We start from the raw sequence: 21934 nt of genomic DNA, 5'->3' as shown, positions 1-21934 counted from the left end.
TCTCCGCCAGATCCAGTACCGCAGCAACCTCATCGACGGATGCCTCGCCGAAACCGGCCTCATCTTGACGACATCACGCCAACAAGGTCAGTAACAGCACGAGGGAACCGAGGCGGCCCACGTATGCCTCCAAGACAACGACGACAGATGTGAGACCAAAACTGATCCCCGCTCGTGAGCTCGTTCAACAGATGAGCTGTTCGAGCTTGTGCGAGTCTGCCTATACGCAGGTCAGCGACGCGCACTGGAACCGGAGGGACCCGCATGACGCCACCGCCCGTGCCGCCCCGCACCGTCGAAACACCCACATTCATGGCGGAGTTGCGCCGCCTCAAGGCCTGGTCGGGCCTCAGCTACCGGGAGTTGGAGCGCGCGGCTGCCGCGGCGGGTGAGGTGCTGCCGTATTCGACGGCCGCGACGATGCTGCGCCGGGACCGCCTGCCCCGTGAGACCGTCCTCGTCGCCTTTGTCGTCGCGTGCGGGCTCGACGCCGACGAGACCCGGCGGTGGGTGGCCGCTCGCCGGGAACTCGCGATGGGCGCACAGTCATCTGCTCCGCCCGTCACACCTGTCGCCCCCGTCACGCCCGCTACACCTGCCGCAGAGGCGCCCGTGCAGCGACGCCGTCCGCGCTTGCGGCTTGCGGTCGTCGGCGCGGCGACGGCCGTCGCAGTCCTCGTCGGCGCGGGCGCGGCGGCGCTCGGCACCACGACCGTGCAGGAAGAGCAGGTGGAGGTGAGTATCCAGCAGCCCTGAGATCTGCGCTGTCTGCGCTGTCCGCGCTCAGAGGTGCTCGCAGCCCTACCACTTCAGGCGCCCTCCGAGAACGAACTACAGTTCCTGCTTCCAGGCGCGACGCGCCTGCTGAGCGGAGCCCCGGGCCGGATGCAGCGGCGCCGGACACCACCGCACACGCCACCGCCCGGACGCCACCGAGGGAAAGCAGAGCCCATGACCGTCAGTCTCACCATGTACGACACCCCGCGACCGCGTAAGAGCACGCAAGCTACCGGACTAGCGGTGCCGCCCCTGTATCCCATCCACATCGCGGCTCCGGGAGAGCAGCCCCACGTACTGGCGCACGTGGAACGCGAACTCCCGCCGGGCGGCATCCCCGCGTACCGCGGCAACCGCAAGAAGGGGGTCCGTTCCTTCCTCCTGTGGGACGACGAGCAACGTGCAAGGATGCTGGCCCGCCTGGTCACGCAGTCCACCGAGGGGCACCGTGTGACCTACCAGGTGCTTGACGCCTACGGGCAGATCATCGGCACCATTACGCGGCGGAAGGCGTTCAGGGGCGGCGGGTTGCGTGTCCGCTGGACGGTGTCGCAGGTCGGCGGGCCGGAAGCCGTGGGCTACAAGGGACGGCTCTTTTGGTGGGCCTTCTGTTGGCTGTTGGCTCCTCTGCTTCCTTTCGCCCTCGTCGCCGCCGTGCTGGATAACGGCGACCTCCCGCGCGCGCCACGGCGCGTGAGATGGCGTGCGGACGGCCGAATGGCTTTGGAGCACAAACCGTCGTCCAACGCGGTACTGCTCCATGCTCCAGGCCTTGATCCCCGGGTCGGCGCCGCGCTCACGGCGCTGCTGGCGTCATTCAGGGGCTGGTATCGGACGTCATGGGACGACCAGAAGAAATAGAAGGTCGGTTTCTGCTGGTGTCCCGTCCCGGAGTATGCAGTTGCTTTGGCTTCGCCGGGTCACACCAGGAGACGGTGGCCTCACTGGTGAGGCGGCAGGTCATGAGGTCGGCCATGGCCAGGTCAATCATGGCTTCGGAGCGGTCGGGCAAGGTGTCGTAGTCGTGGACCAGACGGCGGTGGAGCATCAGCCGGCCCGGCGGCGAGGCGCACCCGGTGCCGGCCTTCCATGCCGAGCGCGATGAGCTGGTCGTGGATGTCGGCGATGTCGCGGCAGTAGGTGACGTCAGGCAGTCCGTTCGCCCACGGGTGGGAGATCCGCTTGGTGTCGAGGACGTACACGAGCGAGCCGTGGTGGAGCATCTGGCAGACAGATGCAGCGCAGGGTCACTGACTTGCCGCCGCCTGTGGAGCGTCGACCAGGATGTGCGGGGTTTCAGCATCGAGGTCGACGGAGACCGGATGGTGCCGACACCGACGACGATGCCTTCCTCGTAACGATCACGGCCTGACAGCGTTGCAGGGGGCGGCCAGTGCCTGCCGAGCCGCCCCCTGCCTCCGGGTCAGTCGGCGGGGAAGAACTGCACCAGATAGCGTTCCACTCCGACGACCGGCTCCTCCGACTCCCGCAGCTCCGCAATCTCGGCACGCCCCGTGCAGTGCGCCCGCACCCGCCACAGGCCCTTCCTGCCGAGCTCGATCAGGTCATCGGTGCGTCCCAACGACGGCGTCCACACGGCGACATCACCGCTTACCGACTCAAACTCCGCTTCCCCCTGCACATCCCACGCGGCGTCATCCTCGGCGGGCGGAGTCCGGTCCCTGACCTGCACCGTCACCGCCGCGGTATGCGTGTGGCCGGCACTGCAGAGATCAACGCGACCGGGAAACGCGTTCACGAACACATCGGCATCAAAGGCATCGGGAAATGCAACTGGCAGGTCAGCGTCCCAGGACTCCTGAAACGAGAACGCGAAGGAGTCTACGAACACATCCAGTCGCTGCTCCTGGACCAGCTCAACCACGAGGTCACTCCCACCGCGAACGCCCTGGACAAGGACCACGATCGTATCGCCGCGAACTCGCCTGAGGGCCCGCGCCAAGCCGACTCGCCAGTCCTGACCGCACAGATGTCCCCGGCCCTACGCAGCGACTCAGCCAGGGCCCAGGTGTCGACGAGGTACGCCTTCTCGCCGAGCATGAGCGGGGCATCCACGGGGCCTGATGTACGGGCCCCGCCAGAACACGCGGTGCTCCTGCGTTTTGGGCTACCACTGGCGGACCTTGTGCATGCCCACCGGCCACCGGTGATACATACTCCGCGTGCCTTCCGGCTGTGGCCGGAGGCGGGGCTGAGCAGGCACACCTTGGACGGTGTGCCGGAGCAGGGGTGGGCGGAGCGGCTCGAGGCGCGCAATGCGGCGTTCGCCGAGCTGTTGTTCTCCTTCGGGGTGCGGTTGACGGAGGCAGCCTCACTGCTGTCCGTCGAGATGCCGCAGCCCGCGCTGGGGGCGGGCCGGTTCTGCCCGGGGCGGCTAGAGCGGGCGGTGACCAAGCCGAAGCGGGCTTGGACCTTCTATGTGGCGGCTGCGGGAGTCTCCGCGGTCGCGGGGGGGGCCGATCAACGCTCACGGCGATGTGCGGGTAAGAGAAGCGCAGCGCCAACAGCAGGGGTCCGTCGACGAGGTCGGCGAACAGCTCCACGAACTGCCCCGCGCCGCTGGTCCCCCCGCAGGCCATAGCACCGCGTTCTCCGTACGGACGCGGACGGCGAGCCATGGCGCGTTGGCGATGGTGAAGAGCATCGCAGTAATCCATGCGGTGTGGACGAGGGGCAGGGCGATGCCTTCGAACAGGACGATGAGGTAGTTGGGGTGCCGCATCCAACGGTAGGGCCCGGTGGTGACCAGTGGTAGCCCGGGCACGACGATGACGCGGGTGTTCCATCGGGGGCCGAGCGCCCTCATGCACCAGGCGCGGCCTGCCTGCACGAGGATGAGGACGGCCAGCGCCGGCCAGCCGATGAGAGGGACGAAGGCGCGGGCGGTGAGGGCGATCTCTGCAACGGTCCCAACGAGCAGGCAGACGTGAAGGATGATCATGACGGGATGGTGGCGTTGCCCGTACTCGATGCCGCCGCGGTCGATGGCCCATCGCGCGTTGCGACGGGCTGTTGTCAGTTCGACCAGGCGCACGATGGCCATCGCGGTCACGAGAACGAACAGACTTACGGGGATCGTCACCCAGCCCAGGGACATGTCGGATCGCCCTTCTCACTCCCGGACGGCGGAATCTTCGTCTTAAGCGGTCGCGAGTCGGTTGAGGCGTTCGGCCAGGGCGCGGTATCTGCCGGCACGGTCCGCTGATTCCTCCATGTGCGCGGCGATCTCCTCCTGGGCGTGCTGGCCGACCGGTGCAAGTCCGGGGGTGTCGAGGGCGCCGAGCATACGGACGAAGGGAAGGGCGATGTCCTTGTAGTAGATCTCCGGTGAGAGGATGCCCGACCTGGCCAGGGAGCTGATCAGCCGGCCGAAGCCGGGTGCGGCGTGGCCGGGAGGGCGGAATGTCTTGAGGACTTTGGCCACAGCCTGAAGCGTTCGGTCGGGGTGCATACGCATACACGCCTGGAGGGTGGTCCGGTAGAAGAGCATGTGCCGGTTCTCGTCGTGGGCGATGCGCTGCATCAGAGCCCCGCACACCGGCTCGTCGCACAGTCGGCGGATTCCCTGGTAGCTGACGCGGGTGCCGAGTTCCTGGAGGGTGACGTAGACCAGAGAGGCGATGAGGTCGCCGCGGTAGTCGATCTCGTAGCCGTGCTGCACATGCGCGGCGCGGGCGTCCTCCAAAAGCACCGGATCGGCACTGCGGGTGACCACGAGGTAGTCACGGATGGCGGTGCCGTGCCTGGCCTCCTCCATGGTCCATCGATTGACCCAGACACCCCAAGGGCCGTCGAGCGACAGCATTTCCCCGATCACCCGGTGGTAACTGGGCAGGTTTTCCTCGGTGAGCAGAGTGTAGAGAAGGCCGTCCCGAGCGGCCGCCTTCAGTTTCTGCTGGGAGGAGTCCCATGGCTCCCCTTCGAGGAGACCGTCGTAGTCACGGCCCTGACTCCACGGGACGTACTGGTGCGGGTACCAGTCGACGGTCGTCCGGAAATGTGTGTCGAGAGCCTCGGCGACCACCGGTTCGAGGTCGATCAGGATGCGTACGTCTGCGGGGATGGCGGGCACGGTCCGTGACATCTTTCTTGTCGGGCGGTCGGCAGGTTTCGGTGCCGGCGGGCGGCCCCTACCAGCGGAGGAGGACCAGTTCGATGGCGAACCCCGGCCCCATGGCGGCGACCAGGCCGGGTGCGTTCGCGGGGGGCGGTGTTTCCATGGCCGCGTGCAGGATGTCCAGTACGGAGACGGACGAGAGGTTGCCCCGCTCGGCCACGGAGCGCCGGGTGAGGTCCAAGGCGCCAGGCTGCAGGTCCAGGGCCTGCTGTACACCGGTGAAGACCTTCGGTCCGCCGCCGTGGATGATCCAGCTCGCGATCTGGTGCGGCGACAGTGCGTGCCGCGCGAGGAGCCCTTGGACGGCCGTGGGCAAGTGCTTCTCCGTGAGCGTAGGGACCTCGGGCGACAGCAGGATCCGGAAGCCGTGGGAGCCGATGTCCCAGCCGAGGACGTCTTCGGTGCCGGGGACCAGCAGGCTGTGGGTGTCCAACAGCTCAGGCCCGGCGCGGCAGCCGCCCCGCTTGCCTCCGAAGGCCACGACGGCGGCCGCACCGTCCCCGAAGAGGCTGCCGGCGACGATGTTCGCCACGGAGCCGTCCGCGCGCTGGTGCGCCAGTGTGCACAGTTCCACGGCGAGCAGGACGGCCACTTGGTCGGGGTGGGCCAGTAGGTAGTCATGGAGCCGTGCCAGACCTGCGGCGCCTCCGGCGCAGCCGTTGCCGAACAGCGGAATACGTTTGACGTCCGGCCGTAGCCCGACCCGGTGGGCGAGCCGAGCCTCCAGCGACGGCACGGTAAGACCGGTGACGGTGGTGCTGATCACCGCGTCGACCTCCTCGGGCCGGACGCCCGCGGTGCGCAGCGCGCCGATCAGCGCCTGTTCCCCCAGCTCCATAGCGGTGTCGAGCCAGATGCGGTTCTGCTCGGTGAAGTCCTCCCGGCGGGCGAGATCGACGAGCTTGTCCAACGGCAGGGACAGCGAGCGGGTCTCCACACCCGAGCTGGCATGGATCTTACGGAGTACCAGAGCGCCCATCTCGGACTCCAGCAGCGTCGTGCGGGCCAGGGCGGCCAGGATCTCTTCCTGCCGGTATTGATACGGCGGGAAGGCCGTCTGGATCGCCACCACCCGTGGGGCGGCGGCCCCTGACTGCCGGGCGCGGTCATCTGTCGCCTGAGGCATCGGCATCAGCTTCCGCCTTTCTTCACAGGTGTAGTGATCAACAACGGGGACCTGATGCGGGCCGGAACCCACCAGTTCGCCGGACCAAGGGCCGCCATGACGGCGGGCACCAGAACTCCCCGCACCAGGACGGCGTCCACGAGCGCGCCGAGTGCGACGCCGATGCCGATGAACTTGAGCAGGGCGACGTGGGAGGTGGCCATGGCCGCGGTCGAAATCGCCACGGCTGCCGCAGCGGACGTCATCAGCCGGCCGGTGCGGGCGACGCCCTCGATGATCGAGGTGCGGTTGTCTCCGCAGCGGTCGTACTCCTCCCGGATACGGCCGAGCAGGAAGACCTCGTAGTCCACCGACAGGGCGAGCGCGATGAACAGGACGAACAGCAGCGTCGAGGCGTCCAGCGTTCCCGTCGCCGTGAAGTTGCCAAGTACTGCGCCGCCGTGGCCGTCCTGGAAGAGAATGACGAGCGCGCCGAGGCTCGCCCCGAGGCTGGCGGCGGCCACGATCAGAGCTTTCAGGGGGGCGACCAGGGTACGGGTGAAGGCGCTGAGGAGGGCCAGGAGCCCCACAGCCAGCAGAAACAGGCACCACGGGAGGGCGCCGAGGACGGCGTCCGCCGTGTCGACGACCTCCGCGGCCCGCCCGCCCACCGCCACGCTTCCCGGGGCGGGGGTTTGTCGTACCTTGCGCACCGCGGTGTCCGCCTCCGGCGTGCCGGGGGCGGCGGACGTGGCCGCCAGCAGCACGAGGGCCTCACCGGACGGAGCCACACGCACCACGCGGACACCAGTGATGCCCGGGACACGGGCGAGTCGGTCGCTGTAAGCCGGTGTACCGTCCGTGGCCCGCGGTCCGGTGACGACCACGGTGAGGATCCGCTCCGGTGGCGCGGTGAACTCGGCGCGTACACGCTCGGCCGCGGCGGCAGCCGGGGCCGACGAAGGCAGCGTGCGTTCGTCCACGACGCCGAGCTGTGCGTGGGTGAAGGGCAGGGCCAACAAGGCCAGCAGCAGCACCGCCAGGCCGCCCGCCAGGAGGGGCCGTGCGGTGACCGTGGACGCTGTGCGATGCCAGAAGCGACTCACGTCCCCGGTATGGGCACGCCGCCACCGCGCCAGCGGGTCCCACGCCTGGGCCCGGGGGCCGAGCAGCCGCAGACAGGCGGGCAGCACGGTCAGGGCGACAAGCGCCGCCAGCACGGTGACGATCATGCCCGCCAGGGACAGCGCGCGCAGCATCGGCACCGGCACCACCAAGGCGGTGGCGAGGCATACGGTGACGGCGGTGGCGGAGAATGCGACTGAACGGCCGCTGGAGCGGCGGGCGGCCGCCAGCGCAGTGTGAAGGTCCGCGCCCCGCGAGGTCTCCTCCCGTACGCGGGCCAGAACGAAGAGGCTGTAGTCGACGGCCAGGCCGAAACCGATCGCCGAGGCGGCGTTCACCGCGACCCGTGACACGTCGGCCACCTGCGCCAGCAGGCCCAGGACGGGGATGGTGCAGCCGATGGCCAGCGCGGCCACGACCACGGGCAGCAGCGCGGACACCACGGACCCGTAGGCGAAGACCAGGACGACGAAGACCACCGGCGCGGCCAGCAGTTCGGCCCGGCTCAGGTCGCGCTCGATGGTCTCGTCGATCTCCCGGTTGGCCCACACCTCGCCGCTGGGCTCCACCCGCATCCCCGGGACAGCCGAGCGGGCCGCCGCCACCACACCTGGCGCCACCTGTTTACGTTCCTTGTCCGTCCCCTTCAGCCGTACGGCGACCAGCTGGGTCCGTCCGTCCTTGGAGCGCAGCCATGTGTCACCGGTGGTCTGTGCCGACCACACGGTCTTGACGTCGCGCTGCCCGGCCAGCTTCTCCACCACCGCTGTGGTGCCGTCCCGGACGCCGGCCTCGCGTTCACCGCCGGTGCGCTGTGAAACGGCCAGGAGCAGATCGGGCGTGGGCACGCCGAGCCGCTCTGCCTGCCGTCCGGCACGCGTCGCCTCCGTGTCCGTCGCGACCGCTCCGCCCGTGCTCAGCGCCGAGAAGGCAACCGGGGCCAGTGCCCCCGCGCACACCGCCGCCAGCAGGGCGCTCACCACCACCAGCCAGGCCCGGCGCCGCACCGCATCCACCCGTGTGCCTCCGTCCCGCATCCGCCGGAGACGGCGTCCAGTTCCCACTAGGAAGCCGTGAACAGCAGCACGGCGTTCTGGCCGCCGAAGCCGAAGGAGCAACTGATCCCCGCCTCCTCACGCGTGGAGCGAGGATGTCCGGCGACGATGTCCAGCTTGTGGTCTCCGTCCTGGCCCTCGAAGTTCGCCACCGGAGGGACGGCCGCATGGCGCAACGCGAGAACCGTGTACGCCGCCTGGATCGCCCCGGCCGCCCCCAGCGCGTGCCCGATCACGCCCTTGGACGCGGTGACCGGCGGCCCGTCGTCACCGAAGACGCGGACGAGGGCTCGTGCCTCGGCCGCGTCGTTCAGCGGGGTGGAGGTGCCGTGCGCGTTGACGTGACCGACGTCCCCCGGCCCGCACCCGGCGTCCGCCAGAGCGGTGCGGATGGCGTGGACCGCGCCGTCGCCCTGCGGATGCGGGGCGACAGGATGGTGCGCGTCGGCGCCTGCACCGTAACCTCGCAGCAGTGCCAGGACGGGAGCCCGGCGGGCCCGAGCCGCGCATGCGCGTTCGAGGACGAGGATGCCGGCGCCCTCGCCCAGGACGAAGCCGTCACGTTGCGCGTCGAACGGCCGGCTGGCCAGAGCCGGTTCGGCCCTGCGCCGGGACAGTGCCCGCATCCGCGTGAAGCACGTGGCCGTCATGCGCGAGCGAGCCGACTCGCTGCCGCCCGCCAGCACGATGTCGCAGGTACCGGATCGCAGCAGGTCCCGGGCCACTCCGATCGCGGTGGCGCCCGACGCGCAGGCGCTGGCGGTGGTGAAGTTGGGGCCGCGCGCGCCCAGGTCGATGGCGACCTCGCCCGCGGCCATGCTCGGAACGCTGCGCGGGAGCGCGAGCGGCGAGACCCGCTCCGGCCGCCCGGCGCCGAGGTGACCGAACTCAGTAACGTACGCACTCAGGCTGTTCGATCCCACGCCCAGCACGACACCGACCCGCTCCGCTTCCCAGGTACGACGATCGAGGCCCGCGTCCGCGACGGCCCGCCGGGCGGCGACGAGAGCGAACTGGATGAAGCGGTCCACGCGCCGCGCCGACGCCCGGCCGAGCTCCGTCTCGCCCTCGAAGTCCGTCACCCGGCAAGAGAAGTCGACCGGCAGTTCCGCCAGTCCGGGATCGGTCGCGGCCAGCGAGCGCCCCCGGCACAAGGCCGCCCAGTTCGCCTCCGCCGTATGGCCGGCCGGAGTTACCAGCCCCAGCCCGGTGACCGCGATCTCAGCGCGCATGCTCGAACGCCCGAGCCGCCTCGCCCAGGGTGGATGACGGGCGCAGGTCCAGAGTGTTCTCGGGGAGGACGATCCCGTACTCCTCCTCCGCCGCCACCACCAACTCGAACAGCGACAGCGAGTCCAGGCCGAGACTCTCGAACGTCGTCCTGCCGGAGAACTCACCGGCATCCGCCTTCACATCGAGGTGGCCGGTCAGCAGGGCCACCAACTCCTCGGGAAGGTCCAACTCCGTCGCGCCTTCCGCCGCCTGCCTCATGCCTGGGTCTCCTGTTTGCTCGCTGCGAGAGGCCCTGCGGCGCTGCCCGCGTCTATCCGTCCAAAGGCCACGCGCGCAGGAGACTTGCGTCTCAAGCCACTCCACGTGCCGACCGAGCCGGTCCTGCACCTGTCGTCCGGCCGCACCCAGCTTTAGCTGCGCGCCGCTGTGTAAACACCAACGAGGGGTGTAGGGAACGATCTGTCACTCATTAGCGCCCTTAAAGAGAGCATCTGATCAGCGTTCACAGCGCTATGCCAGACCTGTCCGCTTCGAGGCGCCTACCTCAACTGCGGGATGGTCGTCCCGCACCGCAAACGCCCCCAACGGGCCCTGCTGACGGGCGAAGCGGACGACAACGCCGCCCACCGCAAGGTCCGCGCCCGCGTGAAGCACGTCATCGGACGCATGAAGAACTACAAGATCCTCCGCGACTCGCGGCAACGGCCTCCATCACGCCGTCCAAGCCGTCGCCCACATGCCCAACCTCGCCCTCGCCTCATGACCAGAAGACTGCGGTCACGGGCCCCGACCTGCCCGAACACGGCCTTGTGCAACACCCTTCAGGCACGGAACGACAGCTGCCCGCGCTTGTCCACATGGATGGCCCGGTCAAACCGCTTAACACGCTGGACGCCGTCAGTACAGCTCATCGAGATGTCCTGGCAGAAGTAGCCGGTATTCTTACCAGGCTCCGCCGTGAAGACTTTCGGCAGCCGATCGCACCGCGGATCGACCGGCGCCAGAGGGCCTTCTGTCGTCCCGTTCTTCCCCCGCTCCCAGGCAAACAGGTCGTAGACCGACTGGGCGGTGTGCACGGTCTTCAACGGCCGGGCCGTGTAGACGAAGTCCTGGCTGAATACGCCGACGCTGCCCGACGTCATCCCCTTGCTGGTCACCAGCCACGGCACGGTCATTCCCTCGAATCCAACGGTGCAGCGGACCGTCTCGCCGCGTGGCTGCACGACCTCCCGGTCGCACTCGCCGTCGTCGGTCTTACCGATGACGCCCGCCATGTCCAGGGTCTCCCGCCGCAGGTGGTTGAGCACCTTCTCGACGGGCTCCGCCTTGAGATCCGGCAGTGGGAGCGCTTCCTCCAGCTTGGAATCGGCGATACCGGGGTGCCGTTGGCTCGGCTCGATCTCCACCGGCCGCTTCTCACCCTTGGCCGACGAGAGCTTCGGCTTCGCATTGCAGCCGCTCGGCTCGTCGGCGCAGCCGGCAGCCAGGGCCATCACGGCTACCACGGCTACCACGGCAGGGATCATGAGATGCCTCATCTCATTGTCCTATCCGCTCTGGCCGGATGGCACACCCGTCACGGGAGAGTGGGAGGAAGGGCCTCCCGTGGCACACGGCCACACCTCACTCACGAGGCTGCGCTGCGCATGGAGTTCGGCGGCCCAAGATCGCACAGGCCCAACCAGATGGTGAGTCGGGTTTTGTCGCGGGGTCGGCGTAAGAGTGCAGACACCGTCCCCGCGCTGGCGCTCCAGCCGGCCGCGCGAGATGGTCTGTGCTAAGCCCGCCGCCTCGCCCCTCGGTGCAGCCACCCAAGAACGCCAACCGACGCAGCAGGAACCCTGGATGTCTCCGACGTTGCTTTCACAACGAGGTTGCGGGGGCCGCTGTTTCGGCGGTGCGGTGTTCGGCGTTGATGCGCTGGGCTTCCTCGAGCTGGTCCTCAAGGATGACGATGCGGCAGGCGGCTTCGATGGGGGTGCCCTGGTCTACGAGTTCGCGGGCGCGGATCGAGACGGCCGAAAAAAGTCGTCTGCTGTCATTGCACCTCTGTGTGCCACACGTTGAGGGGCCCGGGTGCCGTACTGGCACCCGGGCCCCGAAGGAACTGCTACACCATCTGCCGGCCCTGATGCTGTGCCGGCCTTCTGTTTCCGCTGACCCGACCTGAAAGCCGTCGGGGTTGCGGGGATCGCGGATGCGTGACCGGAGACCACCTCACTGTCGATGTCCTGCGGTACCCGGACTCCGTGACTCGGCCCGGGCGATCCTGATGGCGCTCGGCTCCTCCGTTCTTCCCTCTTGAGCAACTACCTGCCAAACGGGAACTGCGTATTGCTGGTACTGCTGGGTGATGCGTATTGCTGGTGACCTGACTAAGCGTCACTCTTCGGCAGCCAGCCCCGTCACCTCTCCTGCGTCTGCTCTGGCTTAGAACCCCACTGCCGAACCTCCCGGTGCGCGCGCCCGCAGCCAACGCCTTCACCGAGGTACCGCTCATTTACCTGCACTGCTGGATACTGCGACTTCCACATGCGGGTACTACGGTCCTGCTCACGGTGGCCCCTGCTTACTGCGGGCCACCCGGCCCGGTGGTCAGTCCCGTCGCCGTCCTGCAACTGCTCTGGCTTCGAAACTCCACCACCGCACCGCCCTGCAACTGCAACTGCACTTGCGGATACTGCTGCCCGGCAGTTCATCTCTGCCGGGCCCTGCCGATCTCGGCTACGAGAGAAACCATAACCACACCGCCATCCAATGTCTACTCCCGCCAGTACACATTTCCATGCGTTCAGCAGTGAGCTAATCGGCCTCACTGGCTCCCCCTCCTGGCCACAACCGGCAGCCGGGACCCACTCCAAGCGACCGGTCCGGGCTACGGCGACGCTCCCCCGCTTGCCGCGCCCTCAGAAGGCGGTGAGGGTGCGGCGTTGCTCTTCCTCGCGGCCGACCTGCCGGGCGAGGACGTCCATCGACGTGGGGAGCACCAGCACGCGCATCGCTCTATCGCGCGAGTTGCACCGTGATGGGCATGTTCGGGCAGCGGGTGGCGTTCTCGGCCAGGGCGGCTTCTTCGCTGGGGTTGATGGCCGGCTTCCAGCGGGTCTTGGTGGCGACCCACTGGCTGACGTACGCGCACCGATTGCCTTCGGCCGGCGGCGTCCAGGTCGAGGGGTCCTGGTCGGCCTTGCTGCGGTTGGACTTCGCCGTGACGCGATCAACGCCCGCTCGTCACGAGGTCGTTGGCGTACGCCTGGCGCTCTCCTTGCCAGGCCGATGATCGCCCATCAGGCGGTAGCGTCAGTCCATGACTTGGCGGGGACCGACATATCGGATCGTGGACGGGGAGAGAATCGATGGGGCCTGGTGCCACGTGTGGCGGCGGTATCAACCAGGCAGTGAGTGCTACCTCGACGACCTGATCGTCTTCGCGGACGGAGCGATCACCTGCGGAGAACGTACGGACCTGGCCGGCCTCGAGCACATGCTGGCAACGGGCCGATTGGCAGTGACCAATCCTGAGACTCCACCGCTTCCCGATGAACCATCGAAGTGGGCCTCCCGTCACGGCGAACCGCTGACACCAGAGGGATTTCTTCTGGAAGTCGCTGACCGCATCGAAGCACTCAATGACCGAACAACTGCCGGGCAAAGTTGCCGGGATGCGATCCGACGCTTTCAGCAGGAACCTGCCGAGTCCAACCGAGAGCTCCTCCGAGCGGCATATCTGGCGGTTCCACCACATCTCCGGATCTATGTCCTTGGAGACATGGATCGTCAGGACCGTCCCTTGCGGATCCTGCTCACGAACCTTGGTGAGGCCGTCGACGGTGATGGCCCAGTAGTGACAGCGGAGATGCACCAGGACGTCCTGGACTACTTCAGCCGCGGAGATCAGGGAGTCCAGAGCGAGCAGGAGCGGCGAGCCGTCCAGCATGCCGACGATCCTTCAGAACCCGGCCGACCGGCTCTCATCTCGCATGAAACCGTCTACCCGCAGGGGTGGCCCGAGCAGCCGGGCCTGTTCATGCTCCGCAACGACTTCCCTGCTCAGATCGTGCTCGCCGGCGAGTCCTATGCGTCCGTACTGCATGGATACTGGGCGCTGTCGGCGGCGGACGCTTCTGACAGAAGCAGAATCCGGGATGCGGCCTCCGCCAAGGAAGCACATGACCTGGGTGGCCGGGCAACGCACCGGAGTGACTGGCCCAACGTTCGGCTCGCGGTCATGGCAGAGCTCCTTCGTGCGAAGTTCATTCAGCATCCCGAACTCGCCCAGGTCCTCGTTTCCACAGGGGACGCCAGGATCAGCTACACCGGCTTCTCGGACTCGCCCTTCTGGAGAGACGTCCCCGATGATCGGGGACGGAACTGGGTGGGGCGGTTGCTCGAGCTGACCCGCTCCGAGCTCGTTGCCCAGCAGTTGCTCATGACCGAGGACTCCAGGGCGCTGAACTAGGAAGAGCTGCTGAGCTTGTCGTTCGGAGGAGCCCGTCGCGCCGGCGCGTCTTGACGGTGCCCAGCGGCAGCGAGAGCCGTTCGGCGATCTGTCGGGACGTCATGCCCGCCTGCGCGACAGCCTAGACGTGCCCGCGTAGATCGTTGAGCTCCTGCGGCGTTTGCCGCAGGAGCTCATTCTCCGCGCACGACGGGCTACTTGCGCCCCGTCTGCGCGGGGCCGGAGTCCGCGGTGCGCGGGCCCGGCGCGCGGGGCCCGGCTTGCGTCCCGCGGCTGATGACGCCGGGCCACCAGGCGGCCGCACCCATGTCCCGCACCAGAGCCGGGACCAGGAAGGAGCGCACGACCAGGGTGTCGAGCAGGACGCCGAAGGCAACGATGAAGGCGATCTGGAAAAGGAAGGCGAGGGGGATGACGCCGAGCGCCGCGAACGTCGCCGCCAGCACGACGCCCGCGGAGGTGATCACGCCGCCGGTGGCGGTCAGGCCCCGCAGCACCCCTTCGCGGGCGCCGTGGCGCAGGGATTCCTCACGGACCCTGGACATCAGGAAGATGTTGTAGTCGACACCGAGGGCGACCAGGAACACGAAGTGGTCATCGGAGCCGCCACGGACTACGCGCTGCTACTGACCGCCCGCTTCCGTGAGGAACTCGCGACCGGCGAGGACCGCTTCGCCGCAATGCGGTCAGCGCTGCGTCGATCGGCTGGTCCGGTCGAACCCGGCGACCACCATCGGGCTCCCGTCCGGTGCCAGCCGGTGCAGTTGATTCGGTGCTCAGCACGTCAGAGGGGTCCTGAGAGTCGTAGAACACCTCGATCGAACGCCCCTCGACCGCCCGGGGCAGCGGCGGCGAGGTGGGCAGCTCCGCCGTGACAGGGCTGGCGCCACCAGTCGGGCGGAGATTGCCTGAGTTCCCAACTTGCTCAGAGACCGCACCCGCCGCCCCGGCACAGCCGCCTGGCTTCCACCACCACAAGGGGACAGCCCCCCGGCCTCTCCCCCACCGCCACCCAGCGCCCGGGGCGCCTGCGGCGCTCCCTCATGTCACGCCGAGTCCCGTTGAGCCCCTCCCCCACCAGATCGTCGCCGCCCTCGCGCAGCGCCGCCTGGCCACCACCGGGCAGCTACGTTCCCTGGCCCACACAGCCCGCAGAGTCGGTCAAACCCGGCGCCGACATGACTAGGGCGCGGGTACGGCGCAAAAGCCGTCACGTTCCCCGACCAGAGTTCAGGAGCGCACAGCCCTTGATCAGCCCGTCAGGACATCCGTCCGAGTACTTCGCCGAGTATCGCCACTCCTTCGCTGATGTCGGTCGGCGGGCTCGCGGCGTAGCCCAGGACCAGTCCCGGTTGACGGGGGCGCTGGCAGTGCCAGGACAAGGGGTGCACTTTCACATCGCGCGCGAGTGCCGCACCTGCGACGTCCGTGTCGGCGAACCCGGCCTCGAAGGTGATCGTCAGGTGCAGGCCCGCTGCGGCACCGTGCACGACCGCGCCTGGCAGGTGAGCAGCGACGGCTTTGACCATGGCGTCCCGGCGGCGGCGGTGGTGCCTGCGTAGATGGCGCAGCTGACGTTCCAGCGCGCCAGATTCCATGATCTGAGCCAGGACGAGTTGTGGCAGGGCGGCGTTACCTAGGTCGGCGAACCGCTTGGCATCCAGGAGCGCGTCACGGTACTTCGGCGGGGCGAGAACCCACCCGATGCGCAGGGCCGGGGCGAGGAGCTTTGACACACTCCCGGCGTAGAAGACGTTATTCGCGAGCACGGACCGCAGGGCCGGCACAGGCGGCCGGTCGTAGCGGTGCTCGGCGTCGTAGTCATCCTCGATGATCAGTCCGCCGCTTTCGCTTGCCCAGTGCATCAGTTCGCTGCGACGGCTGCCGCGAAGGACGACACCGGTGGGGAACTGGTGTGCAGGCGTCAGGAAAATGGCCGCTGCGCCCGTGGCACGCAGTTCATCGACACGCACCCCTTCTGAGTCGACCGCGACGGGCGGGGTGTCCAACTGACAGTTGTGCAAGTGCTGACGGGCCCCCAGGGAGCCGGGGTCCTCTATGGCTACCGCGGAGATGCCGTCACTGTGCAGCACCTGCCCTACGAGGGTGAGCGTCTGGGCGGTTCCGGCGACGATGAGGACTTCGCCGGGGTCCGCCCGGATACCGCGATTACGGGCGATCCAGTTCGCGACGGCCACGCGGAGTGCCGGCGTACCCCGTGGGTCTCCGTACCCGAGGTCGGATGCCGCAAGGCGATCCAGGACGCGGCGTTCTTCGCGCAGCCACGCCGCTCGTGGGAACGCGGCGAGATCGGGAAGTCCTGGGGAGAAGTCGATCCGGGCCCGAGCCGTGCGCATCACGTCGAAGACGTCTGCATTGGGCGCGGCGGTGAACACTGAGCAAGGTGACGGCGGACTGGCGAGCGTAGGGAGTTTGGCTGCTGTCGTCATCGCGGGTGCGCCGACGACGATCGTTCCGCTGCGCCCTCGTCCGGCAAGATACCCGTCCTCGACCAGGCGTTGGTAGGCCTCGGTGACCACGCCACGCGATACACCCAGTTCGCCGGCCAGGACCCGTGTGGCCGGCAGCCTGCTTCCCACCGGCAGACGCCTGTCCGCCAGCGCGAGCCGGATCTGCTGGGCCAGCCACTCGGACTTCCCGCCGCTCGGCGCCTCGTCGATGGCCAGATGAAGGAAGTCGGTCCCAGACATTATGGACCGGTGAGGAGTGCCCTCATTGGATCTGTTCACCAGTCCATAGTGGCAGCAGGGTGGGCCCATGAACACAAACACGACACCTTCTCCCCCTGTCCCGGCGGCCGACTACGTACACGGCTACTCACAGCGTGAGGGCCGTCGGCTGGGCGACCAGGCGGACACACTGGCGCAGCTGCTGCACGCCGGAACCACCTACCCCGCAGGCAGTCGAGTGCTGGAGCTCGGCTGCGGGGTCGGCGCCCAGACAGTTCATCTGCTCCGTTCCAGCCCCGGGGCGCACATCGTCGCGGTCGACCAGTCCGAGGAGTCGCTCGCGCAGGCCCGCACCCACGTCGCCGGCATCGCGCCCGAGGCGCAAGTGGAGTGGCACCACGCAGACGTGTTCGCCCTTCCCTTCGCTGACGCGGAATTCGACCACGCTTTCGTGTGCTTCGTCCTGGAACACCTGACGGACCCTCAGCGAGCGTTGGCCGGAGTACGGCGCGTGCTGCGGCCCGGGGGCACCATCACCCTGATCGAGGGGGACCACGGATCGGTGGTCTTCCACCCTGACAGCGCGTATGCCCGGGCAGTGATCGATTGCCAGATCCGCCTCCAGGCGGCAGCCGGAGGCAATGCGCTGCTCGGCCGGCGACTACAGCCGTTGCTGGCCGGCGCCGGATACGACAGCGTTGAAGTCCGCCCCTGCACGGTCTATGCCGACCGGACCCAGCCGGGGTGGGTCAACGGCTTCACCCGCAACACCTTCATCGCGATGGTCGAATCCGTTCGGGACGACGCGCTGGCCGCCGCCCTGATCACTCCGGCTGACTGGGACCAGGGGATCGCAGACCTGCACCGGACCGCCCACGACGGAACCTTCCACTACACGTTCTTCAAAGCCGTCGCCGTGAACCTGTCCGCAGGTCCTGCAAGGTCCCGTCGGCTGCCGTAAGCGAGAGTCGCTGCGGCCGAAAGCGAGGAGGCCGCGCGGTTCCACTACGCACAGAGCAAGATCGGTATTGCACCGGACAACATCCTCGTCGACCGCGAGGTCGTCGCGGTCATCGAGGAACAGCAGTGGATCCGCGAACGCTTCCCGCGGAGAGTGGCTCCGCCGGCAGATCGACTACCGCTTCACCGGTTCCTTCCGCGGCTACCGGACCTACCGACTCGACACGCTCAACATCGTCCACGGCCCGGCACAGCCCGACCTGTTCCTCGGCGCCCCCACCCACCACGTCGATGGACTCTCCAGCCTGCGCTGAGACCACGTGGCAGCGATCTCATCAACGTCCTGCCGTGCAATAACGCCACATCAGAAACTAGAACCCGTTGAGAACCGGCGGGAGTGGGCAAGACGCATATCGCCGTCGCCCGGCGGTCGCAGCCTGCCGGGCCGGATTCTCCATCTACTTCACCACCCTCGACGACATGATCCGACACCTCAAAGCGGCGGAAGACACAGGCCGGCTGACCAACAAGCTCCCCAGGACCGCATGCGACCAAGGGCAACCCAGCTCGTGTCGATCTAACCGATTTGCTTGACCTCAAGTCGCGTTGAGGGAAGAGGCTGGCGCAGCGGTGTTCGCCCAGTGCGGGCAGTGCGCCATCCGTCACCGGCTGAGGAGTTTCGATGACCAGGAAGACATCCCGTACGGCAGTGGGCGGCCACCCCGACATCAGGCGTCCCGACTCCGCTCTGGTCCGCATCCATGAGTGGGCTGCGGAGGGAAAGCAAGAGCAAAGCGCGAAGGCTGCCGAGCTGTTCGAGACGTGGGACGGGGAGCCGTGGCCGGATGCGCTGCTGTCCCGAAGCCTCTTTGTGGATGCCGGCCATGGCGCTCTCCTCGGTTACGAGCAGTGGGCAGATGCGGACGCCGTCCCGGACGACGCCGAGGCGAGGACGTTCTACCGCCGTCTGAGCGTGATCACCGATGGGGAGAAGCGGGTTCCCGGTGTCATCGCGTTCGCCGAGATCGATGTCGACGGCACAGAGACAGCCCAGGTCATGCTGGACACCGTCACCCAGGCACTGGCGGCGGACCCGGAGCCGCATCACCCGTGGGGGATCTCGGCCAACTTTCACGTCAGCACGGACGGGCGTCGGGTGGTCAACCTGTCCGAGTGGACGTCTCAAGAGCACCACCAGGAGGGCTTCGCCGACACCACCCGCTCGAGCCGCCCAGCCTGGCTGAGGCTCAGGAGCCTGCCGGGAGTGCGCCCGATCGGAGTGCGACGTTTCCGCCTGCACACGCATGCCCTCTGACTTGTAGAGGTCCATGCACAACGTGTCAGCCCGTTTGTCGAGGCCGTATAGGCGACGCCGCCAACCGTAGAGCCACCTCCAGTGCTGACGGTTGCGGGTCTCGTACTTGACCCGATGGGGACGCCGGGCGCCTCGCAGCGGGGATTGGCGGCGGCAGCGCGGTTCCCGTGGGCCCTGGCCGTGCCGGGGATGCGTCACCGGCCGGACGGTTTTTTCCTGGACGTCGCTTTGAGCGCGGTGTGCACCGAGGAACGCGAGGGGTACACCGCGCGCTTGGAGGTGTTCTTGGAGCACCACCGCGCCCGCCTGGAGGAGCTGCTGCGCGCGTACGGTCCGGGCAGCAGGCCCGCCCCTCGCACGGCCGGTACGCACTGATCGGGCAACCCGAGACCCTGGTCATCCTGGAGCGGACGGAGACCAATTCGTTCGGTCTGCACGGCCACGGGAAACTCGTCCGGCAGAGTTGCTTTGTCAAGGCGTAGGTCGACGGCGACGACGCGGGCGTGGAGAAGCGCTACGGTCTCCATGCCCACGCCGCGTGCGGCCCCGGTGACGAGCGCGGTCTTCCCGGCGAGCTCGGTGGATTCGGATGCTTGGGCGGACGCGGTAGCAGGTGTCGTGGTGTGGTCCCTGGCGGAGATGCGTGTGCGGACAGGCGCCGGTGCGGGCTGCCTGAAGCTGTGCAGTGCGTGAACGGGGCAGGTGGGCCGAGCCGTTGACGCGCTCTCGGGGTGCGGCGTTCGAGGCAGGCCGTCGTGGTCGTCGCGCGGCTGGGCTGTTCAGTGCGCGGTGAGGCCGCCGTCGACCACCAGCTCCGAGCCCGTGACGAACGAGGAGTCGTCGCAGGCGAGGAAGAGGATCGCGGGTGCGACCTCGTCGGCGTGGCCGGCCCGGCGCATGGGGGTACGTTGGATGTCCGGCTGCTGGTCACCCTCATCGTCCAGGAGGTCCTGGATCATCGGCGGGGCGATCACCCCGGGATGCACCGAGTTGACCCGTACTCCTTGCCGGGCGTACTCGACCGCGGCGGTCTTGCTCAGCAGGCGTACGGCCCCCTTGGATGCTTGGTAGGCCGCGGCCGCGCCGCTTCCCACCAGGCCGAGCACGGACGAGGTATTGATCACCGACGCGTTGCCGCTTGCGCGCAGGAGCGGCATCGCCGCCTTCATGCCGAGCCAGGTGCCTTTCTGGTTCACGTTGATGACGCGGTCCCACACCTCTTCCCGCGTGTCCTCGATACCAGGCCAGTCCAGGATGCCGGCGAGGTTCACGAGCACGTCCAGCGTGGCGAACCGGTCGCGCACGAGAGTGATCACGTCGTCCCACTCCTGGGCGGAGGAGACGTCGAGGCGGGCGGAGACGACCTCCGCGCCGCGTGCCTCCAGCCGCTCGGCCAGATCTCGCAGCGGGCCTTCGGCGACATCGGTGATCACCAGTCGGGCGCCTTCGCGGGCGAAGAGTTCGGCGGTCGCTGTGCCGAGGCCGCCGGTCGCGCCCGTGATCAGCGCGACCTTGCCGTCAAGTCGTTGTCCTGTCATGGATATGGTCCTTGCTTCTCGTTGATGCTGGCTGACTGCTGTGTGGGGTCTTATGGGTCCGCCGACGGCGGATGCGCCTTCCGGTGACCAGGCGCCGCGGCCCGGCCTCCTCCTCTACGACTTCCGCTCCCGGTGGAGCACGAGGTGCTCGTGATGGAGCACTCCGTCCCGGATGTCGCCCGTGGCGGTGAAGCCGGTGTCGTCGACGTAGTCCAGGTGGCGGCCGGTCACCGTGTACCGGCCGGTGTACGCGCAGTGCCGCTCGCCGCGGGCCTCCACATAACGGCCGTCCGGCAGCAGCTCCTGACGGATGTGACCATCCGCGGTCACCCACATCCCGACCACGTCGACGCGGTCGCCCTCAACGTCCCCGGCCATGGCGGACTCCTCTCCTCAAACGGTGCGGTTCTCTCCGCTCCACCGAGTCTGGGCAGGTCAGCGGCGACCAACCAGGACGCTTGCTGCCTGGACGTGCCACACCCAGGCAGCGCAGCGGGCCGCCGCCTAGCCTGAACACATGGACGACAACCACCTGGGAGACTTCCTGCGAGCACGCCGCGCCGGCCTGCAGCCGCAGGACGTCGGCATGACGAGCTACGGAACCCGCAGAGTCGCCGGACTACGCCGCGAAGAGGTCGCCGTCCTGGCCGGAGTGAACGCCGACTACTACACCCGCCTCGAACAGGGCCGCGAACACAACCCCTCGGCCCAGGTGGTCGACGCGCTCAGCCGCGCGCTACACCTCGACGAGGACGCCCGCGCACACCTGTACCGGCTGGCCGGGGCCACGCCAAGCGAAAGGCCCTCCGCCCACCTCGCAGAGCGAGTCAGCCCGTCCCTACGACAGCTGATGGACGGCTACCCGAACACTCCAGCATTCGTCATGAACCGAACCCTGGACCTCCTCGCCGTCAACGCGTTGGCCGAGGCCCTCTACTCGCCGTTCGCGCCGGCGGACAATCTGGCCCGCATGACCTTCCTCGACCCCGCAGGCCCCAACTTCTACACGGACTGGGACCGGGCGGCGCAAGCCACCGTCGCCAACCTCCGCGAGGCGACCGGCTTCGACCCGGACAACCCACGACTGCGGGAACTCGTGAGCACTCTCACCGAGTGCAGCGTGGACTTCACGCGCCTCTGGCAGTCCCACACGGTGCGAGGCAAAACACGGGGCGCCAAACACTTCCTCCACCCGGACGTCGGCCCGCTCACTCTCACCCATCAAGCATTCGACGTACGCGAGACGCCCGGCCAACAACTCGTCATCTACCACGCCGAACCAGGCAGCCCCAGCGCCCAGTCCCTCAATCTGCTCGGCTCCATCCACGCCACACGGCGCCAGCCACACCGCTGACCAGCCGACGAAGCGTGCGATAGGTCGTCTTCGCCTCCGGGGTTTTCGTTGGTGGTCAGCGTCGTTACGTCGGGGCGCAGGACATCGGTGGCTCGGATGACATCGAGCACGGTTTTGCAGCAAGCTGAAGGGCTCATTGCCCTTGGAAAGCGCGCCCGTTCGCACACCGGCCGAACAGCGCGCGG

General features: G+C 68.2%; 19 protein-coding genes and 7 pseudogenes. 11 read left to right on the top strand and 15 right to left on the bottom strand.

Annotated features, from left to right (window positions below):
* The first annotated feature begins 264 nt into the window (after window positions 1–264).
* Window positions 265–756, top strand: coding sequence for a hypothetical protein (locus AB0I94_RS37985; RefSeq protein WP_363314352.1), 492 nt, complete (start codon window positions 265–267; stop codon window positions 754–756).
* A gap of 327 nt (window positions 757–1083) precedes the next feature.
* Complete coding sequence (locus tag AB0I94_RS37980; RefSeq protein WP_363314351.1) at window positions 1084–1638, top strand: hypothetical protein; 555 nt, start codon at window positions 1084–1086, stop codon at window positions 1636–1638.
* A gap of 58 nt (window positions 1639–1696) precedes the next feature.
* On the opposite strand, the pseudogene AB0I94_RS37975 reads toward AB0I94_RS37980, so the two are convergent.
* From AB0I94_RS37975 to AB0I94_RS37940, 8 genes and pseudogenes are all read right to left on the bottom strand, one after another.
* Window positions 1697–1834, bottom strand: a pseudogene (locus tag AB0I94_RS37975) (IS5/IS1182 family transposase); the annotation flags it as partial.
* Window positions 1835–2200: 366 nt separating this feature from the next.
* Window positions 2201–2662, bottom strand: a complete 462-nt coding sequence (locus tag AB0I94_RS37970; protein ID WP_363314350.1) for a hypothetical protein — start codon at window positions 2660–2662, stop codon at window positions 2201–2203.
* 603 nt (window positions 2663–3265) lie between these two features.
* A complete protein-coding gene (locus AB0I94_RS37965) occupies window positions 3266–3880 on the bottom strand; it encodes an isoprenylcysteine carboxyl methyltransferase family protein (RefSeq protein WP_363314349.1) in 615 nt (204 codons plus the stop codon).
* 57 nt (window positions 3881–3937) lie between these two features.
* Window positions 3938–4870, bottom strand: coding sequence for an acyl-ACP desaturase (locus tag AB0I94_RS37960; RefSeq protein ID WP_363314348.1), 933 nt, complete (start codon window positions 4868–4870; stop codon window positions 3938–3940).
* Between the two features lie 58 nt (window positions 4871–4928).
* Window positions 4929–6047: a type III polyketide synthase gene (locus AB0I94_RS37955; RefSeq protein WP_363314347.1), complete on the bottom strand. Its 1119-nt coding sequence runs from the start codon at window positions 6045–6047 to the stop codon at window positions 4929–4931.
* Complete coding sequence (locus AB0I94_RS37950; protein WP_363314346.1) at window positions 6047–8161, bottom strand: MMPL family transporter; 2115 nt, start codon at window positions 8159–8161, stop codon at window positions 6047–6049. The genes AB0I94_RS37955 and AB0I94_RS37950 overlap by 1 nt, the downstream gene beginning before the upstream one ends.
* A gap of 47 nt (window positions 8162–8208) precedes the next feature.
* Window positions 8209–9432 (bottom strand): beta-ketoacyl-[acyl-carrier-protein] synthase family protein, encoded by a 1224-nt coding sequence (locus AB0I94_RS37945; protein WP_363314345.1) that lies wholly within the window; start codon window positions 9430–9432, stop codon window positions 8209–8211.
* Entirely contained in the window at window positions 9422–9691 is a 270-nt protein-coding gene (locus AB0I94_RS37940; RefSeq protein WP_363314344.1) for an acyl carrier protein, read from the bottom strand. Before AB0I94_RS37940 ends, AB0I94_RS37945 begins: the two co-directional genes overlap by 11 nt.
* 276 nt (window positions 9692–9967) lie before the next feature.
* On the opposite strand from AB0I94_RS37940, the pseudogene AB0I94_RS37935 reads away from it, so the two are divergent.
* Window positions 9968–10196: pseudogene (locus AB0I94_RS37935) on the top strand (transposase family protein); the annotation flags it as partial.
* A 58-nt stretch (window positions 10197–10254) separates the two neighbouring features.
* Here AB0I94_RS37935 and AB0I94_RS37930 read toward each other — a convergent pair.
* Together AB0I94_RS37930 and AB0I94_RS37925 are read right to left on the bottom strand one after the other, a co-directional pair.
* Window positions 10255–10959, bottom strand: a complete 705-nt coding sequence (locus tag AB0I94_RS37930) for a hypothetical protein (protein ID WP_363314342.1) — start codon at window positions 10957–10959, stop codon at window positions 10255–10257.
* A 337-nt stretch (window positions 10960–11296) separates the two neighbouring features.
* Window positions 11297–11449, bottom strand: a pseudogene (locus AB0I94_RS37925) (MerR family transcriptional regulator); the annotation flags it as partial.
* Between the two features lie 1321 nt (window positions 11450–12770).
* Between AB0I94_RS37925 and AB0I94_RS37920 the strand changes: the two are divergent.
* The gene (locus AB0I94_RS37920) at window positions 12771–13892 is read left to right on the top strand and encodes an NADAR family protein (protein WP_363314341.1); all 1122 of its coding nucleotides are present in this window, start codon (window positions 12771–12773) and stop codon (window positions 13890–13892) included.
* 194 nt (window positions 13893–14086) lie between these two features.
* Here the strand turns inward: AB0I94_RS37920 and AB0I94_RS37915 are convergent.
* Window positions 14087–14482 (bottom strand): annotated as a pseudogene (locus tag AB0I94_RS37915) (MMPL family transporter); the annotation flags it as partial.
* Between AB0I94_RS37915 and AB0I94_RS37910 the strand changes: the two are divergent.
* Window positions 14483–14608, top strand: a pseudogene (locus AB0I94_RS37910) (MMPL family transporter); the annotation flags it as partial.
* 543 nt (window positions 14609–15151) lie between these two features.
* On the opposite strand, the gene AB0I94_RS37905 reads toward AB0I94_RS37910, so the two are convergent.
* On the bottom strand, window positions 15152–16603 hold the full coding sequence (locus AB0I94_RS37905) for a PLP-dependent aminotransferase family protein (RefSeq protein WP_363314358.1): 1452 nt from the start codon (window positions 16601–16603) through the stop codon (window positions 15152–15154).
* 67 nt (window positions 16604–16670) lie between these two features.
* On the opposite strand from AB0I94_RS37905, the gene AB0I94_RS37900 reads away from it, so the two are divergent.
* The 5 genes and pseudogenes from AB0I94_RS37900 to AB0I94_RS37880 all read left to right on the top strand — a co-directional run bounded on the left by AB0I94_RS37900 (window position 16671) and on the right by AB0I94_RS37880 (window position 19232).
* On the top strand, window positions 16671–17543 hold the full coding sequence (locus tag AB0I94_RS37900) for a methyltransferase domain-containing protein (RefSeq protein ID WP_363314340.1): 873 nt from the start codon (window positions 16671–16673) through the stop codon (window positions 17541–17543).
* A 67-nt stretch (window positions 17544–17610) separates the two neighbouring features.
* A complete protein-coding gene (locus AB0I94_RS37895) occupies window positions 17611–17856 on the top strand; it encodes a hypothetical protein (protein ID WP_363314339.1) in 246 nt (81 codons plus the stop codon).
* 74 nt (window positions 17857–17930) lie between these two features.
* Window positions 17931–18076: pseudogene (locus AB0I94_RS37890) on the top strand (ATP-binding protein); the annotation flags it as partial.
* 148 nt (window positions 18077–18224) lie between these two features.
* Window positions 18225–18857, top strand: a complete 633-nt coding sequence (locus tag AB0I94_RS37885; protein WP_363314338.1) for a hypothetical protein — start codon at window positions 18225–18227, stop codon at window positions 18855–18857.
* Between the two features lie 114 nt (window positions 18858–18971).
* Window positions 18972–19232: a hypothetical protein gene (locus AB0I94_RS37880; RefSeq protein ID WP_363314337.1), complete on the top strand. Its 261-nt coding sequence runs from the start codon at window positions 18972–18974 to the stop codon at window positions 19230–19232.
* 68 nt (window positions 19233–19300) lie between these two features.
* On the opposite strand, the pseudogene AB0I94_RS37875 reads toward AB0I94_RS37880, so the two are convergent.
* The 3 genes and pseudogenes from AB0I94_RS37875 to AB0I94_RS37865 form a co-directional block, all read right to left on the bottom strand.
* Window positions 19301–19498 (bottom strand): annotated as a pseudogene (locus AB0I94_RS37875) (short-chain dehydrogenase); the annotation flags it as partial.
* A 138-nt stretch (window positions 19499–19636) separates the two neighbouring features.
* On the bottom strand, window positions 19637–20395 hold the full coding sequence (locus AB0I94_RS37870) for a glucose 1-dehydrogenase (protein ID WP_363314336.1): 759 nt from the start codon (window positions 20393–20395) through the stop codon (window positions 19637–19639).
* Window positions 20396–20509: 114 nt separating this feature from the next.
* Window positions 20510–20773, bottom strand: coding sequence for an Atu4866 domain-containing protein (locus AB0I94_RS37865; protein ID WP_363314335.1), 264 nt, complete (start codon window positions 20771–20773; stop codon window positions 20510–20512).
* 139 nt (window positions 20774–20912) lie between these two features.
* Here AB0I94_RS37865 and AB0I94_RS37860 point away from each other — a divergent pair, with 139 nt between their 5' ends.
* Window positions 20913–21749: a helix-turn-helix transcriptional regulator gene (locus tag AB0I94_RS37860; protein WP_363314334.1), complete on the top strand. Its 837-nt coding sequence runs from the start codon at window positions 20913–20915 to the stop codon at window positions 21747–21749.
* Window positions 21750–21934 lie beyond the last annotated feature (185 nt).

This window comes from Streptomyces sp. NPDC050147, from assembly GCF_040660195.1.
Taxonomy (GTDB): Bacteria; Actinomycetota; Actinomycetes; order Streptomycetales; family Streptomycetaceae; genus Streptomyces.
The sequence above is the reverse complement of the archived record's forward strand: the minus strand, read 5'-3'. Positions and strand labels throughout refer to the sequence as shown.

Bases quoted from the DNA above. Each gene is read 5' to 3' on its own strand.
- AB0I94_RS37985 (WP_363314352.1), top strand. From the start codon at position 265: ATGACGCCACCGCCCGTGCCGCCCCGCACCGTCGAAACACCCACATTC.
- AB0I94_RS37955 (WP_363314347.1), bottom strand. From the start codon at position 6,047: ATGCCGATGCCTCAGGCGACAGATGACCGCGCCCGGCAGTCAGGGGCC.
- AB0I94_RS37945 (WP_363314345.1), bottom strand. From the start codon at position 9,432: ATGCGCGCTGAGATCGCGGTCACCGGGCTGGGGCTGGTAACTCCGGCC.
- AB0I94_RS37940 (WP_363314344.1), bottom strand. From the start codon at position 9,691: ATGAGGCAGGCGGCGGAAGGCGCGACGGAGTTGGACCTTCCCGAGGAG.
- AB0I94_RS37930 (WP_363314342.1), bottom strand. From the start codon at position 10,959: ATGATCCCTGCCGTGGTAGCCGTGGTAGCCGTGATGGCCCTGGCTGCC.
- AB0I94_RS37905 (WP_363314358.1), bottom strand. From the start codon at position 16,603: ATGTCTGGGACCGACTTCCTTCATCTGGCCATCGACGAGGCGCCGAGC.
- AB0I94_RS37900 (WP_363314340.1), top strand. From the start codon at position 16,671: ATGAACACAAACACGACACCTTCTCCCCCTGTCCCGGCGGCCGACTAC.
- AB0I94_RS37885 (WP_363314338.1), top strand. From the start codon at position 18,225: ATGACCAGGAAGACATCCCGTACGGCAGTGGGCGGCCACCCCGACATC.
- AB0I94_RS37880 (WP_363314337.1), top strand. From the start codon at position 18,972: ATGGGGACGCCGGGCGCCTCGCAGCGGGGATTGGCGGCGGCAGCGCGG.
- AB0I94_RS37870 (WP_363314336.1), bottom strand. From the start codon at position 20,395: ATGACAGGACAACGACTTGACGGCAAGGTCGCGCTGATCACGGGCGCG.
- AB0I94_RS37865 (WP_363314335.1), bottom strand. From the start codon at position 20,773: ATGGCCGGGGACGTTGAGGGCGACCGCGTCGACGTGGTCGGGATGTGG.
- AB0I94_RS37860 (WP_363314334.1), top strand. From the start codon at position 20,913: ATGGACGACAACCACCTGGGAGACTTCCTGCGAGCACGCCGCGCCGGC.